The following is a 16,539-nucleotide window of genomic DNA, read 5'->3' on the forward strand; positions in this document are numbered from 1 at the left end:
ATGCGTGACAACACACCTAACGCAGGATTGCAGGCTAGGAGCAGTGCCGACTGCCGGCCTGAGATCACAAGAGCCCATATGCGATGCAACTATCCGGAAACTCCATAAAGTTGCGCCCCAAGGCTTACAAAGAATCACCCACAAAAAAGCCCCAGGTCTTTCGACCTGGGGCTTTTTATCTGTATCTGGTGCACCCGGCGGGATTCGAACCCACGACCCCTGCCTTCGGAGGGCAGTACTCTATCCAGCTGAGCTACGGATGCTTGTGCGGGCGACATCATACCCATGTCGTCCTTGGGCGTCCATGCTGGTGTTTGGCGCTAGACCGGTAGGAAAAGGCCCTAAGTCGGGCGCCGGTGGTAACGGTGTGGGAACGTGGCGGGAGCGCGCTGATCTGAAAGTTCTGGCTAATGCGCCATTTTCGTTCTTTTTTTCGAACAGACTATTGCCCTGTACCCCCATTGATCCTAGGATTCGTTTGAGATTTCAAACGCTCTGTCTCCCGTGCGCATTCATCTTTCTCGCGTGCTGGGGCTGATTTCCCTGACGGCAGCCCACAAGGCGCCTTTCAACAACTCTAATTCGCTCCGCGTGCGCGCGGTGCTGTTAAGGAAAGCCGACATGCAGCTTAAAGATACCCAGTTGTTCCGCCAGCAAGCCTTTATCGATGGCGCTTGGGTCGATGCGGACAATGGTCAAACCATCAAGGTCAACAACCCTGCCACGGGCGAGATTCTCGGTACCGTGCCAAAGATGGGCGCCGCGGAAACCCGCCGTGCCATCGAAGCCGCCGACAAGGCCCTGCCGGCCTGGCGTGCGCTGACCGCCAAGGAGCGCGCCAACAAGCTGCGCCGTTGGTTCGAACTGCTGATTGAAAACCAGGACGACCTCGGTCGCCTGATGACTCTCGAACAAGGTAAGCCGCTGGCTGAAGCCAAGAGCGAAATCGTCTACGCCGCGTCCTTTATTGAGTGGTTCGCCGAAGAAGCCAAGCGCATCTATGGCGACGTGATCCCCGGCCACCAGCCCGACAAGCGCCTGATCGTGATCAAGCAGCCAATCGGCGTGACCGCAGCTATCACTCCTTGGAACTTCCCTGCCGCGATGATCACCCGTAAAGCCGGCCCGGCCCTGGCCGCCGGTTGCACCATGGTGATCAAGCCTGCGTCGCAAACCCCGTTCTCGGCCCTGGCGCTGGTTGAGCTGGCCCACCGTGCCGGTATCCCGAAAGGCGTGTTGAGCGTGGTCACCGGCAGCGCTGGTGACATCGGCGGCGAGCTGACCAGCAACCCGATCGTGCGTAAATTGTCCTTCACCGGCTCGACCGAAATCGGTCGTCAACTGATGGCTGAATGCGCCAAGGACATCAAGAAAGTCTCCCTGGAACTGGGCGGCAACGCGCCGTTTATCGTGTTCGACGACGCGGACCTGGATAAGGCCGTCGAAGGCGCGATCATCTCCAAGTACCGCAACAACGGTCAGACCTGCGTCTGCGCCAACCGCTTGTACATTCAGGACTCGGTCTACGACGCGTTCGCCGAAAAACTGAAAGTCGCGGTGGCCAAATTGAAGATCGGCAACGGTCTGGAAGACGGCACCACTACCGGCCCGCTGATCGACGAAAAAGCGGTGGCTAAGGTTCAGGAGCACATCGCGGATGCCTTGAGCAAAGGCGCCAAGCTGTTGGCCGGCGGCAAGGTCATGGAAGGCAACTTCTTCGAACCGACCATCCTGGTCGACGTGCCGAGAAACGCCGCTGTCGCCAAGGAAGAAACCTTCGGCCCGCTGGCGCCGCTGTTCCGTTTCAAGGACGAAGCCGAAGTGATCGCGATGTCCAACGACACCGAGTTCGGCCTGGCTTCCTACTTCTACGCCCGCGACCTGGGCCGTGTGTTCCGCGTGGCTGAAGCCCTGGAATACGGCATGGTCGGCGTCAACACCGGGTTGATCTCCAACGAAGTGGCGCCGTTCGGCGGCATCAAGGCCTCGGGCCTGGGCCGTGAAGGCTCCAAGTACGGGATCGAGGATTACCTGGAAATCAAATACCTCTGCCTGGGCATCTAAGCCCCGGTTTGGCATTGCAGTAAACGCAAAGGGCACGAGAGCGCTGACTCTTTGCGTGTTTCACACCGTTATTCGTAGTGGCCGGGAAAGCTGTGGCAGTCGATCATCGCATGCTGCCGTAGTTGCCTCCCCGCCACGTATTCCTTGGACCACGCCACCCGATGAGTGGCGAATGAGGACTTTATGAGCAAGACCAACGCATCCCTGATGAAACGCCGCGAAGCCGCTGTACCACGCGGTGTTGGCCAGATTCACCCGATCTTCGCTGAGTCGGCGAAGAACGCCACCGTGACCGACGTTGAAGGTCGCGAGTTCATCGACTTCGCCGGCGGTATCGCCGTGCTGAACACCGGCCACGTGCACCCGAAAATCATCGCCGCCGTGACCGAGCAACTGAACAAGTTGACCCACACCTGCTTCCAGGTACTGGCTTACGAGCCGTACGTAGAAGTGTGCGAAAAGATCAACGCTAAGGTGCCAGGTGATTTCGTCAAGAAAACCCTACTGGTCACCACCGGTTCCGAGGCCGTTGAAAACGCCGTGAAAATCGCCCGTGCCGCCACGGGCCGTGCTGGCGTGATCGCTTTCACCGGCGCTTACCACGGCCGTACCATGATGACCCTGGGCCTCACCGGCAAAGTCGTGCCTTACTCGGCCGGCATGGGCCTGATGCCAGGCGGCGTGTTCCGCGCGCTGTACCCGAACGAGCTGCACGGTGTGAGCGACGACGATTCCATCGCCAGCATCGAACGCATCTTCAAGAACGATGCCGAGCCGCGTGACATCGCAGCCATCATCATTGAGCCGGTGCAGGGCGAAGGCGGTTTCTACGTCGCGCCTAAATCGTTCATGAAGCGCCTGCGCGAGCTGTGCGACAAGCACGGCATCCTGCTGATCGCTGACGAAGTGCAAACCGGTGCCGGCCGTACCGGTACCTTCTTTGCCATGGAACAGATGGGCGTTGCCGCCGACCTGACCACCTTCGCTAAATCCATCGCTGGCGGCTTCCCGCTGGCCGGTGTGTGCGGCAAGGCTGAATACATGGACGCCATCGCTCCAGGCGGCCTGGGCGGCACCTACGCCGGTAGCCCGATCGCGTGCGCCGCTGCGCTGGCGGTGATGGAAGTGTTCGAAGAAGAGCACCTGCTGGACCGCTGCAAAGCAGTGGGCGAGCGTCTGGTGACCGGTCTGAAAGCTATCCAGGCCAAGTACCCGGTGATCGGTGAAGTGCGTGCCCTGGGCGCAATGATCGCGGTCGAGTTGTTCGAAGACGGCGACAGCCACAAGCCAAACGCAGCGGCCGTTGCCTCTGTAGTAGCCAAGGCGCGCGACAAGGGTCTGATCCTGCTGTCCTGCGGCACTTACGGCAACGTGTTGCGCGTCCTGGTCCCGCTGACCTCGCCGGACGAGCAGTTGGACAAAGGCTTGGCGATCATCGAAGAGTGCTTCTCGGAGCTGTAAGCGCAAGCTGACCTCTGCGACAGAAAAAACCCGCTTCGGCGGGTTTTTTTGTGCCCGTTGCCGCGTATTCAGGCCTTGTTCATTGTACGTATGGGCTTGCGTTGTCTAAGGTTGCAGCATTGCCGATGGAGCGTGCTGGATGACTGCTGTTGATTTACCGGCTGTACCCCGTGTGTTGATTGCCGAGGCGGATCCCTGGTCGCGGGATCTGCTCAAGCAAGTGCTGTTGAATGTGCGTTGCGACGCGCGGCTGGATGTGTGTGCCGATGGGCAGCACGCGGCTACGTTGCTGCGCGAAAAGGGCTACGACCTGATCCTGGCGGATTGGGAGCTACCGGGCATCGACGGCCTGAGCCTGCTGCGCAATGTCCGCCAGCAACGCCGCTCGCCCGCGTTACCGTTTATTTTGCTGAGCAGTCGCAATGACAGCGCCAGCGTGCGTGAAGCCTTGCCCCTGGCGCCCACGGCGTACCTCACCAAACCCCTGAACATGGAAAGCCTGACCCAGCGCCTGCAGGATCTGCTGCTTAATGAAGGCGAAAACGTGTACTGCGAAATTCCGCCGCTGGCGCCCGGCATGACGTTGCCCGTGTTCCTGGAGCGTCGTCGCGAAGCGTCTGATGGCGCGCCGTTGCGGGTCGATGTGAAAGCTGCCGTACAAGCCAGCCTCGGGCCTGATGGCCTGGACCTCAAACGCCTGGAAGACCTCGTGCGCATGGACCCGCAGATCACCGCCGTGCTGGTCGCTGCCGCCAACAGCGCCGGCCATCACGGCAAGCCGGTGCAGACGCTACCGTCGGCCTTGCATAAGCTCGGCGCTGGGCAAAGCATGAACCTGATCCTCGGCCTGGCTCTCAAGCACAATGTGGTGCTGGGCGACCCGGGCTTGGAGGCTTACGCCGAGCGTCATTGGCAGGTGTCCCAGGACACCGCCGACTTTGCCGGTCGCCTGGCGCGCATGTTGGAGCTGGATCACGAGCGCTGTTACGCCGCCGGCATTCTGCATCGGCTGGGTGATTTGGCATTGCTGCGCTGCCTGGAAGACTGGCGCCAGGGCGGCGGGGCGTTGGATGACGAAGCAATTGGTGAGTCCCTTTACACCTTCGGCGCCGCCTTTGGTTCGGCGTTGCGGGCGCGCTGGCGCTTGCCGCTGGAGTTGCGCCAGCTGATCGCCGCGATTTATTCACTGGAGGGCGGGGTGTATGCCCGGGATGCGCTGGTGGTGAACCTGGCGGCGCAGATGGCACGACTGACCGAACATGAAGGTCTGGAAGCGCTGGCCGTGAGCAAGACCGCGCGCTTGCTCAAGATCGGTTTGTCTGAGCTGACGCGGGTGCGCAAGGCCTAGAGGGTGATGACATTCAAGCCCTTCCCACACGTCATCTCTGCTGTTGCATAGAGTGGGGGATGAGCCTAACCCGCAATCACGCGGTTCTTGCCCTGGCGCTTCGCCTCATACATGGCGGCATCGGCCCGGGCGAACAGGCTGTCCAGGGTCGAGTCTTCTTCAGTGAGGCTGGCCAGGCCCTGGCTGATGGTCACGCCGAACGCTTGGCCTTCGTAGCTGAAACTCAGCTCTTGGATTTCCTTGCCCAGGCGCTCAGCCACTTGCAAGGCCATCTCCGGCGCGCAACCCGGCAGTACGGCCGCAAATTCTTCGCCGCCAATGCGCCCGAACAGGTCACCACGGCGTAATACGCCACGACCACTCTCGGCGATACGCCGCAGCACCTGGTCGCCTTCCAGGTGGCCATAGGTGTCGTTGACGTCCTTGAAATCATCAATGTCCAGCAACAGGAAGGCCAGTTGCGCGCCTTGGGCACAGGCGGTGTCGAAGGCCTGGTTGGCGCATTCGAAGAAGTGCCGGCGGTTGCTGCTCTGAGTCAGAACGTCGGTGGTGGCGAGGCGGTGCAGCTCCAGTTCCAGCTGCTTCTTGTCAGTGATGTCTTCGGCCATGCCCACGACGATCAGCGGCTCGCCGGGCTCAGCCTGCTGGTTGATGTAGCACTTGTCGCTCAGCCAGCGGATCTGACCGTCGGCGGTGATAATGCGGTATTCGCGATCTTCCACGGCGCCCTGTTCCAGCACGCGGGCCAGGCTGTGTTCGGCGTAGTCGAGGTCTTCGGGGTGAATGCTGTTGCGCCATTCCCGATGATCGGCCAGTAACAGCCCGGTCGAACGGCCGAATATCCGCTCGTAGGCCGGGCTCACGTAGAGCACGCGGCGGGTCTCCCAATCGATGGCCCAGAGCACGGCATTCACACTGACCAGCAGTGAGCTCAGCAATTGCTCGCGCTCGCTCAACCGCTCGACTTCGCCCTGGGCATGCACCAGTGCCAGCAGGGTCGCTGCCGCAGCCGGACGCGGGGGGTCAGCGGTAGCGATGTCGGTAGGAAAGGGCATTTCGTGAACCATCGGCACAACTCTCTCTGGGCGCGCCGCAGGATTTAGCAGCGGTCACAACAAGGGGCCACCATGATGGCGAAGTGTTCATTGAGAGAGGGTAAATGCGATGAAGTTCCGTGAACGGTGCCGATTGGCGGTGCCCGGAAAATGACGCCAAAAAGAGGATGCGTGGGAGGGCAAGCCCTCCCACGGCTTTGTCAGACTGCCGCAGGACGCAGCGAATAGGTCTTCAATTGGTGGGCGAAATCCCGCAGGGACTGGATGCCGCTGGCCTCGGCCTCGTGCACCCATTCCTTGATGGCGGCGAGCATATCGTGGCCGTTGGTACTGGTCTTGAGCCAGATCTGCTGCAATGCCAGGCGCTTTTCGTAGATCACTTTCAAGGCCTGGCTATGTTCCAACATGCTCTGGATGCGTAGGTGGTGGCGGTCATCCAGCAGGCTGGTTTCCCGCGACAGCAGGCGTTTGGCACGGTGGAACTGGTGGCGCACCGAGTGATCGACCTTTTCCAGCTCCTGCTTGACCAGCGGGCCGATCACCAACTTGCGGTACTGGGCCATGATCTGGAAGCGGTTGTTGAGGATCGCCATGGCAGTATCCATGTCCAGATGGCCTTTGCCCTCGACGCGATGAGCAATCGGCGCCACACGCTGGACCTTGGCCAAGCGCAGGAAACTGAACAGCTTGATCCACGCCCAGCCCAGGTCGAACTCCCACTTCTTAACCGACAGCTTGGCCGAGTTGGGATAGGTGTGGTGATTGTTATGCAACTCTTCGCCGCCGACGATGATGCCCCACGGCACCAGGTTGGTCGCCGCGTCACGGCATTCGAAGTTGCGATAGCCCACGGCATGGCCCAGGCCGTTGATGACGCCGGCGGCCCAGAACGGGATCCACATCATCTGGATCGCCCAGATGGTGATGCCGATGGTGCCGAACAGCAGCAGATCGATTACGCCCATGATCGCCACGCCCAGCAGCGGGTAGGGGGTGTAAATCTTGCGTTCGATCCAGTCATCCGGGCAATTTTTGCCGTAGATGCGCAGGGTTTCGGGGTTTTCGGCCTCGGCGCGGTACAGCTCGGCGCCTTTGCGCAGCACCGTGGACAGGCCCTTGATCACAGGGCTGTGCGGGTCGTCGACGGTTTCGCACTTGGCGTGGTGTTTGCGGTGGATAGCGGTCCACTCGCGGGTGTTCTGCGCCGTGGTCAGCCACAGCCAGAAGCGGAAGAAGTGTTTCAGGCCGGCATTGAGCTCCAGGGAGCGATGGGCTGAATAGCGGTGCAGATAAACCGTGACCCCAACAATGGTCACGTGGGTCATCAACAGAGTGACTGCAACCAGTTGCCAGGCTGACAGGTCAAGAAAACCGTTGTACCACATAGGCTGTTTGGCCCTCTGATAAAGAAAAAAATAGCACCCGCATTATCACTGGCTTTAAGGATAAAACCAGTCACCGTTTCAGATAAGACTTACAAGGTGTTTCCTAATCTATAATCTCGGCGCGTTGTAGGACGATTCTGTTTTTTTAGTAAGGACTACTGGCCATATGCTGTTTTCATACCGAGGTGCCCTGCGTGTGGGGCTGGTATACCTGCTGGTTTCGATTGTGTGGCTCCAGCTCAGCAATCAGATATTGATCAACTTTCTCGATGAACGGGGGGAGTTGGGGTATTGGCTGCAGATGCGCGGCTACGTGTGGGTGGCCCTGAGTGCCTTGGTCATTTACTTCTTATGCGCGCGCTTTGCTCGGGCCCAACAGTTGCAGCAACCCCTGAAGGAAAACCTCGATCGGTTGCGCCAGGCGGCTGCGGTCTTCGACTGCACCCGTGAAGGCGTGTTGGTCACTGACACCAGGGGCCTGATCGTGCACGTAAACCGGGCATTCATGGAGATCACCGGCTACCAGCGCGCAGACGTCATGGGTCAGCAGCCCAGCCTGTTCAAGTCCGGGCGCCATTCGTCGAATTTTTACCAGCAGATGTTCCAGACCCTGGAGCGCACCGGTGAATGGAGCGGAGAAATCTGGAACCGGCGCAAAAGCGGCGAGATTTATCCACAGTGGCAAACCATCCGTGTGATTCACGATGACCAAGGCCACATCAGCCATTACGTCGCGGTGTTTTCCGACATCAGTGCCATCAAGGATTCCGAGCACGAGTTGGCGCACCTGGCGCATCACGATCCACTGACCGACCTGCCCAACCGCCTACTGTTCACCGACCGCGCCGAGCAGGCGCTGGCCTCGGCGCAACTGCACAAACGCGGCTGCGCGCTGCTGTTGCTGGACCTGGACCACTTCAAGATTATCAATGACAGCCTTGGCCATAACGTCGGCGACCAGTTGCTCAAGCTGGTGGGCGAGCGGCTCAATACGCTGTTCGGCCCCGGAGTGACCCTGGCGCGACTGGGCGGCGATGAGTTCGCGGTGCTGGCGGAAAGTTGTTCACAGGTGATGCAGGCGGCGGCATTGGCGCAGCGCATGCTGGACGTGATGAAGCAACCGTTCATCTTCGACGGTCATCAACTGTTTATCAGCGCCAGCATCGGCATCAGCCTGTTTCCCAACGATGCATTGAGCGCGGAACAACTGCTGCGCAACGCCGACTCTGCGCTGTTCAAGGCCAAAAGTGTGGGCCGCGAGGGCTATGCCCTGTACACCGAAGAACTCACCGCCCACGCGCAGCACCGTGTGGAAATCGCCAGCGAACTGCGCCGCGCCCTCGACCAGCAGGAGTTGCGCGTCTACTACCAGCCTGTACACGACCTGCAAGGCAGCCGTCTGGTCGGCGTCGAAGCCTTGGTGCGCTGGCAACATCCGGAACGTGGCCTGGTGCCTCCGGGCGAGTTCATCCCCATCGCCGAACGTACCGGTTTGATCGCCGATATCGACGCGTGGGTCTTGGAGCAGGCCTGCCGCCAGATGTGCCAATGGCTGGCCGATGGCGTGCTGCTGAGCTTTATTGCGATCAACGTGTCCAGCCGTCTGTTTGCCCGTCGCGAACTGTATGAGCAAGTCGCCCAGGTGCTGCACGCCACCGGCCTGGATCCGGCTTTCCTGGAGCTGGAAGTCACTGAGAGTGCAGTCATGGACGACCCCGAGGAAGCCCTGGAGCAACTGCACCGCCTGCGTGAGTTGGGCTTGCGCCTGGCCATTGATGACTTTGGCACCGGCTATTCGTCCCTGCTGCGCCTCAAGCGCCTGCCGGTGCAGAAGCTGAAGATCGACCAGGGCTTTGTTGCCGGGGTGCCATGGGATGACGACGACGCGGCGATTGTGCGCGTGGTGATCGCATTAGCGAAAAGCATGGGCATGCAGGTACACGCTGAGGGAATTGAGCAGATGGAACAGGCGAGGTTCTTGTTGGAGCAGGGCTGCGATTTGGGGCAGGGGTATTGGTTTGGAAAGCCGGTGCCGGCGCAGGACGTTGACTGGGACCGCGCGCCCACCATCCAGACTTGAAACGCATTCCAATGTGAGAGGGGGCTTGCCCCCGATTTCGGTGTGTCAGGCCGAACATTGGTACCTGATTCACCACCATCGGTGGCAAGCCCCCACCCGCATTTTGGAACTTCACAACGCGTTATTTCGGCGCTCGGGCGCAAAACTCTCTCGCAACCCCACGTCCCATCAGAAAATTCTTTCTGGTTATATAAACATTCTTAAATAGTATTTTTAAGAATATCTGCGCTTATCTACTATCGCCCTACGCCGCAAGCAGTGCCGCCACTGCCAGGCACTATTCATTTAAGGAGCGAGACCATGAGCGCATCTCTACGTAGCGTCGACGGCCAGGACGAAGCAGCCATTTTGCGTGAGATCCAGAGCGCCCTGCGCGATCTGCGGTTTGGCGCGGTGGAAATCACTGTGCATAACGCCCAAGTGGTCCAGATCGAACGCAAAGAAAAATTCCGTCTGCAGAACCCGGGTAACAAACCGAGCTAAGCAACCGCGGCGATAGACCCGTCACTATAAGAAAAAGCCAACACCCCAGAATTTCAGGAGCTTCTATGTCGTCGATTCGCCGTTATGCCCTGGCCGCACTGGCCAGCGCCGTGTTTGCCGGTTCCGCTGTTGCCAAGGACTACGAGTTGCTCAACGTCTCGTACGACCCGACTCGCGAGCTGTACCAGGATTACAACGCTGAGTTCACCAACTTCTGGAAGCAGTCCCACCCTGGTGACACCGTTAAGATCCAGCAGTCCCACGGTGGTTCGGGCAAGCAAGGCCGGGCGGTGATCGACGGCCTGCGCGCCGACGTAGTGACCCTGGCCTTGGCTGGCGACATCGACGAAATCGCCAAATTGGGAAAAACCCTGCCGGAAAACTGGCAGACCCGCCTGCCGGATGCGAGCACCCCGTACACCTCGACCATCGTGTTCCTGGTGCGTAAGGGCAACCCTAAAGGCATCAAAGACTGGGGCGACCTAATCAAGAAAGACGTTTCCGTGATCACGCCGAACCCGAAAACCTCCGGCGGTGCGCGCTGGAACTTCCTTGCCGCGTGGGCCTACGGCCTGAAATCCGGTGGCAGCGAAGCCAAGGCCCAGGAATACGTGAAAGAACTGTTCAAGCACGTGCCGATCCTCGACACCGGCGCGCGCGGTTCGACCATCACGTTCGTCAACAACGGTCAGGGCGACGTGTTGCTGGCCTGGGAAAACGAAGCCTTCCTGGCCCTGAAAGAAGACGGCGGCGCCGACAAGTTCGACATCGTTGTACCTTCCCTGTCGATCCTCGCAGAGCCGCCAGTGGCCGTGGTCGACAAGAACGCCGAGAAAAAGGGCAATACCGAGATCGCCACTGAATACCTCAAGCACCTGTACAGCCCGGCTGGCCAGGAGATTGCGGCGAAAAACTTCTACCGCCCACGCGATGCAAAAGTAGCCGCCAAATACGCCCAGCAGTTCCCGAAACTGGACCTGGTGACTATCGACAAAGACTTCGGCGGCTGGAAAACTGCCCAACCGAAATTCTTTAACGACGGTGGTGTGTTCGACCAGATCTACACGGCGCAGTAAGCCGAGAAATACACACCCACGGAGCCCGCATTCACCTGCGGGTTTTGTGTGTCAGTTCCGCTAACCAAGGACTCTTATGTCGCGTCGTATTTCCCCCGTCATACCCGGCTTCGGGCTGACGCTGGGCTACACCGTGGTGTACCTCAGCCTGATCGTACTCATCCCCCTCGCGGCGATGTTTGTACACGCCGCTCAACTCACCTGGGATCAGTTCTGGAACATCATCTCCGCACCCCGTGTGCTGGCGGCGTTGAAACTGAGCTTCAGCACCGCGCTGTACGCCGCCCTGATCAATGGCGTGATCGGCACGCTGCTGGCCTGGGTGCTGGTGCGCTACACCTTCCCCGGTCGCAAGATTATCGATGCGATGATCGACCTGCCGTTCGCGCTGCCCACCGCTGTGGCCGGTATCGCCCTGACGGCGCTGTACACGCCGACCGGGCTGGTGGGCCAGTTCGCCGCTGACCTGGGCTTCAAGATCGCCTACAGCCCGTTGGGCATCACCCTGGCGCTGACCTTCGTGACCCTGCCGTTCGTGGTGCGCACGGTGCAGCCGGTACTCGCCGATATCCCCCGGGAAATCGAAGAAGCCGCTGCCTGCCTGGGCGCCAAGCCGTTGCAGGTGTTCCGCTACATCCTCGTCCCCGCGCTGCTGCCCGCCTGGCTGACCGGCTTCGCCCTGGCGTTTGCCCGTGGCGTCGGTGAGTACGGCTCGGTGATCTTCATCGCCGGCAACATGCCGATGAAAACCGAGATCCTGCCGCTGCTGATCATGGTCAAGCTTGACCAGTACGACTACCGCGGTGCCACCTCCATTGGCGTGCTGATGCTGGTGGTTTCCTTTGTCCTGCTGCTGCTGATCAACTTGTTGCAGCGGCGCATCGAACGTCCATAAGGAGGCGCGGAACATGTCCCAATCGTCTATTTCCGCCGCGTCCTCGGCCAACGCTGCCCGGCGTGGCAGTGCGGTGTCGCGACGTATCCTGATCGGCCTTGGCTGGCTGGTGTTCTTCCTGTTTTTGCTGCTACCGCTGTTTATCGTGGTGTCCCAGGGCTTGAAGAACGGCCTCGGTGCGTTTTTCACCGCGATCCTTGAACCGGACGCGTTGTCCGCGCTGAAACTCACGGTGATCGCCGTGCTGATTTCGGTGCCGCTCAACCTGGTATTCGGCGTCAGCGCCGCCTGGTGCGTGAGCAAGTACTCGTTCCGTGGCAAGAGCATCCTGGTGACGCTGATCGACCTGCCGTTCTCGGTCTCCCCGGTGATCGCAGGCCTGGTCTACGTGCTGATGTTCGGCGCCCAGGGCCTGTTTGGCCCGTGGTTGCAGGAGCATGACATCCAGATCGTGTTCGCCTTACCCGGCATTGTGCTGGCGACCATCTTCGTGACTGTGCCGTTCGTGGCCCGTGAACTGATCCCGCTGATGCAGGAGCAGGGCACCCAGGAAGAAGAGGCCGCACGCCTGCTCGGCGCCAATGGCTGGCAGATGTTCTGGCATGTGACTGTGCCGAACATCAAATGGGGCCTGATCTACGGCGTCGTGCTGTGTACCGCGCGGGCCATGGGTGAGTTCGGCGCGGTGTCGGTGGTGTCCGGCCACATTCGCGGCGTGACCAACACCTTGCCGCTGCACGTCGAGATTCTCTACAACGAATACAACCACGTTGCCGCGTTTGCGGTGGCCAGCCTGCTGCTGATCCTGGCGCTCTTCATCCTGCTGCTCAAGCAGTGGAGCGAGAACCGTATCAACCGCCTGCGCAAAAGTGCCGGTGAGGAATAAGTCATGTCGATCGAAGTCCGTAATGTCAGCAAGAACTTCAACGCCTTCAAGGCCCTGAACAGCATCAATCTGGATATCCAGAGTGGCGAGCTGGTGGCGTTGCTTGGCCCATCCGGCTGCGGTAAGACCACCCTGCTGCGCATCATCGCAGGCCTGGAAACTCCGGATGACGGCAGCATCGTGTTCCACGGTGAAGACGTCTCCGGCCACGACGTGCGCGATCGCAACGTCGGGTTTGTGTTCCAGCACTACGCGCTGTTCCGCCACATGACCGTGTTCGACAACGTTGCGTTCGGCCTGCGCATGAAGCCCAAGAACCAGCGCCCGAACGAAAGCCAGATCGCGGCCAAGGTTCACGAGCTGCTGAACATGGTGCAACTCGATTGGCTGTCTGATCGTTATCCGGAACAACTCTCCGGTGGTCAGCGCCAGCGTATCGCCCTGGCCCGCGCCCTGGCGGTCGAGCCGAAAGTGCTGCTGCTGGACGAACCGTTCGGCGCCCTCGACGCCAAAGTGCGTAAAGAACTGCGCCGCTGGCTGGCACGCCTGCACGAAGACATCAACTTGACCTCGGTGTTCGTGACCCACGACCAGGAAGAGGCCATGGAAGTTGCCGACCGTATCGTCGTGATGAACAAGGGCGTGATCGAGCAGATCGGCTCACCGGGCGACGTCTACGAAAACCCGGCCAGCGACTTTGTTTATCACTTCCTTGGTGACTCCAACCGCCTGCATCTGGGTGAAGACAAGCACGTGCTGTTCCGTCCCCACGAAGTGTCGCTGTCGCGCCATGAACTGGAAGATCACCACGCGGCCGAAGTGCGTGATATTCGTCCATTGGGCGCGACCACGCGGGTGACCTTGAAGGTCGAAGGCCAGACAGACCTGATCGAAGCCGAAGTGGTGAAAGACCACGACAGCCTGACCGGTTTGGCGCGGGGCGAAACCTTGTTCTTCAAGCCCAAGGTCTGGCAAAAAGCCTGATAACCCCGCATTACCTAATGTGAAAATGGGGCCAATGTGGGAGGGGGCTTGCTCCCGATAGCAGTGGGTCAGCTGATAAATATGTCACTGACCCACCGCCATCGGGAGCAAGCCCCCTCCCACAATTAGACCTCTCTCGGCTTCAGATCGCGTCGAACCACCGGCCCCGAGCGCTCTTCAATCTGTTGCTTCAAGCCCTGCCGCAACCCCAGCAAAAACGCCACCTCCGCCACCACAAACAACGGCCCTACGATCAATCCCGACACATCATCCACAAACGCCGGCTTCTTGCCTTCGTAGTAGTGCCCGACAAACTGAATCACCCAGCCCACCACGAACATGCCGACGCCGCTGCTGAGCCACACCATCGTGCTCTGCGCCGCCAACTCATGCCCGGCCCATACCGACAAGCCCATCAGCACCGTCATCAGCACGCCCAAGGCCAGTTCCAGGCGCAGGTAAAACCACGCCGAAAACAACGCCACGATTACCGCCGGTGAAATCCATAGGCCTCCCACGGTCCATTCGGGACGCGACAGCAGCACGGCTACTGCCACCACAATCAGCGGGATACCAATAAAGTGGCTGGCGATATTGCGCGGGTCGCGGTGGTAGGCGGCGTATTGACTGAGGTGGTCGACGAGGCTTTTCATTGTTGTTCCTCCTGTAGGATGTTGGATCATGCCCTGTCAGCCTGCGCCTGACTGTCAGCTGGGCGACAATCTTCGGAGTTCTCATGGACGCAGAGAAATGGCACGCCCGCTTGGCCAGCGGCCATTGGTTCAGCCATCTGCCTGTAGATCTACAGCGTAGTCTGCTGGCGGCGGCGCGGCTGCGCACGCTCGCGGCGGGGCAGTGCCTGTTCAAGCGCGGCGACCCGCCTTGCGGCCTGTATGCGGTGCTGGAAGGCGCGGTGCGCATCAGCGCGGTGAATGCCCAAGGCAAGGAGGCGGTGTTGAGCCTGGTGGAAACGCCTTACTGGTTCGGCGAAATCTGCCTGTTCGATAACCTGCCGCGCACCCACGATGCCCTGGCCATGGGGCCATGCACGTTGTTGCAGGTGCCACAGGCGGCGATGCTGACCATCCTCGAAGACCATCCGGCGTATTGGCGCGATGTGGCCCTGTTGATGAGCCACAAACTGCGCTTGTCGTTGATCAATATCGAACAGATGAGCCTGATGCCCGCGTCGGCGCGTCTGGCCCATCGGCTGCTGATGATCGCGCAGGGCTACGGCGAAATAGACCAGGCGCGCCGCACCTTGCAACTGCCCCAGGAGGACCTGGCCGCGATGCTGGGCCTGTCGCGCCAGACCACCAACAGTCTGCTCAAGGCGCTGGAGCAACAAGGCCTTATCGGCCTGAGTTACGGCGCGATTGAAGTGCTGGACCTGCGCGGTTTGCAGCAGGCCGCTGGCCTATGAACTACGACCCGCGATAGGTGGAGAAACCGTAAGGGCTGAGCAACAACGGGATGTGGTAATGCTGGTCCGCCTGTTTCACCTGGAAGATCACCGGCACTTCAGGGAAGAACGTCTCGCGGTTGGCCTTTTTGTAGTAGTCGCCGGTCTTGAACACCACGCGGTACTCACCCGGCGTCATGCTGCGGTTGGCGGGGAACAGTTCGGCGATGCGCCCCTGCTGGTTGGTGACGCCTTCGGACAGCGACTGCCATTTGTCGCCTACCTGCTGTTCCAGGGTGACGCTGACACCGGCGCTCGGCAGGCCGTTTTCCAGGTTGAGCACATGCACGCTCAGAGGGTTGCCGTCGGCCAGGGCCAGGTTGCACAGGCCGCTGAGGCTGAGGGCGGCGAGGGTCATGCTGAGGGTTTTCATCGAGAGATCCTTTGGAGGGGAATCAGAGGGAAGTTTTCAGGCCCAGTTGCTCGGCGGCTTTTATTGCGCAGGACTCGTCCTGGGCTGCGCCGCCGGCACCGGCGATGCCCAGCGCGCCGACCAGTTCGGCCTCGGCAAACAGCGGCACGCCGCCGCCGAGTAACAGCAACTCGGGCAAGCTGTTAAGGTTGGCGGCCTCGGGGTTGTTACGCGCGCGCTCGGCAAACAGCCGCGTCGGGGTTTTGGTCGACAGCGCGGTGTACGCTTTGCGCTGGCTGGCGAGGCTGTTATGCGGGCCGACGCCGTCGGCACGCAGGCTCAGCAGCAGGTTGCCGCCCCGGTCCAGTACCGTCAGCGCGGCGCTGCAGTGGGCAAGGCTGGCATCGGCCAGTTGGCGTGCGGTGTGCAAATCGAGGTCGGCATGGCGTGGCAGCTGCGGTGCAGCGAACGCACCGGTGCAGACGGCGAGGCTCAAGAACAAGGCATGGCGGGACATAAAGACGACTCCGGAAAACAGGCCGCTACCGTAGCCAGTCAACAGGGTCAGAAACCGCACAATTTGATGACAGGTTTGTAATCAAACCCAGAGGTAAGGCATGCAGGTGTTGTTAGTGGAAGACCAGCCGCAACTGGCGCAGCTCATGGCTCAAGGCTTAAGCGAGGCCGGTTTCGCGGTGGAAGTCGCGGCCAATGGCATGGCGGCGCAGCGCTTTGTGGAAAGCACCGAATACGACTTGGTCATTCTCGACGTGATGCTGCCGGGCTTGAATGCCTGGAAATTGCAGCAGGCGATTCGGCACAAGGGCAAGACGCCGGTGTTGTTCCTGACCACGCCGGGCGGCATCGAAGATCGCCTGCGTGGGTTGGAATTACATGAGGATGATTACCTGCTCAAGCCGTTTGAGGCCAAGGCGTTGGTGGCGCGGGTGAGGAAGTTATTGCGGCGCGATCGCGGGCTCTGATTGCCCCGGCATGTTGATTGCCTGA

General features: G+C 60.4%; 16 protein-coding genes and 1 tRNA gene. 11 read left to right on the top strand and 6 right to left on the bottom strand.

Going from position 1 to position 16,539, the window contains the following annotated elements:
* Positions 1-186: 186 nt before the first annotated feature.
* Positions 187-263: transfer RNA gene (locus tag BW43_RS22600), tRNA-Arg, on the bottom strand.
* 358 nt (positions 264-621) lie between these two features.
* Between BW43_RS22600 and gabD the strand changes: the two genes are divergently transcribed.
* The 3 genes from gabD to BW43_RS22585 all read left to right on the top strand — a co-directional run bounded on the left by gabD (position 622) and on the right by BW43_RS22585 (position 4,873).
* Complete coding sequence (gene gabD, locus BW43_RS22595; protein WP_032884866.1) at positions 622-2,064, top strand: NADP-dependent succinate-semialdehyde dehydrogenase; 1,443 nt, start codon at positions 622-624, stop codon at positions 2,062-2,064.
* Positions 2,065-2,247: 183 nt separating this feature from the next.
* Positions 2,248-3,525 (top strand): 4-aminobutyrate--2-oxoglutarate transaminase, encoded by a 1,278-nt coding sequence (gene gabT, locus BW43_RS22590; RefSeq protein ID WP_032884867.1) that lies wholly within the window; start codon positions 2,248-2,250, stop codon positions 3,523-3,525.
* Between the two features lie 139 nt (positions 3,526-3,664).
* Positions 3,665-4,873 carry an HDOD domain-containing protein gene (locus tag BW43_RS22585; RefSeq protein WP_032884869.1) on the top strand — a complete coding sequence of 403 codons (1,209 nt, stop codon included), beginning with the start codon at positions 3,665-3,667 and terminating at the stop codon, positions 4,871-4,873.
* A 65-nt stretch (positions 4,874-4,938) separates the two neighbouring features.
* On the opposite strand, the gene BW43_RS22580 is transcribed toward BW43_RS22585, so the two are convergent.
* Positions 4,939-5,940 carry a sensor domain-containing diguanylate cyclase gene (locus tag BW43_RS22580; protein WP_032884871.1) on the bottom strand — a complete coding sequence of 334 codons (1,002 nt, stop codon included), beginning with the start codon at positions 5,938-5,940 and terminating at the stop codon, positions 4,939-4,941.
* 188 nt (positions 5,941-6,128) lie between these two features.
* Entirely contained in the window at positions 6,129-7,313 is a 1,185-nt protein-coding gene (gene desA / locus BW43_RS22575) for a delta-9 fatty acid desaturase DesA (protein WP_032884873.1), read from the bottom strand.
* A gap of 166 nt (positions 7,314-7,479) precedes the next feature.
* On the opposite strand from desA, the gene dibA reads away from it, so the two are divergent.
* The 6 genes from dibA to BW43_RS22545 all read left to right on the top strand — a co-directional run bounded on the left by dibA (position 7,480) and on the right by BW43_RS22545 (position 13,717).
* A complete protein-coding gene (dibA, locus tag BW43_RS22570; RefSeq protein WP_032884874.1) occupies positions 7,480-9,393 on the top strand; it encodes a phosphodiesterase DibA in 1,914 nt (637 codons plus the stop codon).
* 300 nt (positions 9,394-9,693) lie between these two features.
* Positions 9,694-9,876, top strand: coding sequence for a sulfur starvation response protein OscA (gene oscA / locus BW43_RS22565; RefSeq protein WP_003170956.1), 183 nt, complete (start codon positions 9,694-9,696; stop codon positions 9,874-9,876).
* Positions 9,877-9,941: 65 nt separating this feature from the next.
* Entirely contained in the window at positions 9,942-10,952 is a 1,011-nt protein-coding gene (locus BW43_RS22560) for a sulfate ABC transporter substrate-binding protein (protein WP_027607869.1), read from the top strand.
* Between the two features lie 76 nt (positions 10,953-11,028).
* Positions 11,029-11,847 carry a sulfate ABC transporter permease subunit CysT gene (gene cysT, locus BW43_RS22555; RefSeq protein WP_027607868.1) on the top strand — a complete coding sequence of 273 codons (819 nt, stop codon included), beginning with the start codon at positions 11,029-11,031 and terminating at the stop codon, positions 11,845-11,847.
* Between the two features lie 13 nt (positions 11,848-11,860).
* Positions 11,861-12,733 (top strand): sulfate ABC transporter permease subunit CysW, encoded by an 873-nt coding sequence (gene cysW / locus BW43_RS22550; RefSeq protein WP_032884876.1) that lies wholly within the window; start codon positions 11,861-11,863, stop codon positions 12,731-12,733.
* Between the two features lie 3 nt (positions 12,734-12,736).
* A complete protein-coding gene (locus tag BW43_RS22545) occupies positions 12,737-13,717 on the top strand; it encodes a sulfate/molybdate ABC transporter ATP-binding protein (protein ID WP_032884878.1) in 981 nt (326 codons plus the stop codon).
* 125 nt (positions 13,718-13,842) lie between these two features.
* Here BW43_RS22545 and BW43_RS22540 read toward each other — a convergent pair whose 3' ends face one another.
* Positions 13,843-14,370, bottom strand: coding sequence for a DUF962 domain-containing protein (locus BW43_RS22540; protein WP_032884879.1), 528 nt, complete (start codon positions 14,368-14,370; stop codon positions 13,843-13,845).
* An 83-nt stretch (positions 14,371-14,453) separates the two neighbouring features.
* On the opposite strand from BW43_RS22540, the gene BW43_RS22535 reads away from it, so the two are divergent.
* Positions 14,454-15,140 carry a Crp/Fnr family transcriptional regulator gene (locus BW43_RS22535; protein WP_032884881.1) on the top strand — a complete coding sequence of 229 codons (687 nt, stop codon included), beginning with the start codon at positions 14,454-14,456 and terminating at the stop codon, positions 15,138-15,140.
* 1 nt (position 15,141) lies between these two features.
* Here the strand turns inward: BW43_RS22535 and uraH are convergent, their stop codons facing one another.
* Both uraH and BW43_RS22525 read right to left on the bottom strand, forming a co-directional pair.
* Complete coding sequence (uraH, locus tag BW43_RS22530; RefSeq protein WP_032884882.1) at positions 15,142-15,552, bottom strand: hydroxyisourate hydrolase; 411 nt, start codon at positions 15,550-15,552, stop codon at positions 15,142-15,144.
* 22 nt (positions 15,553-15,574) lie between these two features.
* On the bottom strand, positions 15,575-16,048 hold the full coding sequence (locus BW43_RS22525) for a heme-binding protein (RefSeq protein WP_032884884.1): 474 nt from the start codon (positions 16,046-16,048) through the stop codon (positions 15,575-15,577).
* 100 nt (positions 16,049-16,148) lie between these two features.
* Between BW43_RS22525 and BW43_RS22520 the strand changes: the two genes are divergently transcribed.
* Positions 16,149-16,514, top strand: a complete 366-nt coding sequence (locus BW43_RS22520) for a response regulator (RefSeq protein WP_032884886.1) — start codon at positions 16,149-16,151, stop codon at positions 16,512-16,514.
* Positions 16,515-16,539: the final 25 nt, after the last annotated feature.

Origin of the sequence: Pseudomonas sp. RIT357 (assembly GCF_000632245.1) — a bacterium.
Classification (GTDB): Bacteria; Pseudomonadota; Gammaproteobacteria; order Pseudomonadales; family Pseudomonadaceae; genus Aquipseudomonas; species Aquipseudomonas sivasensis.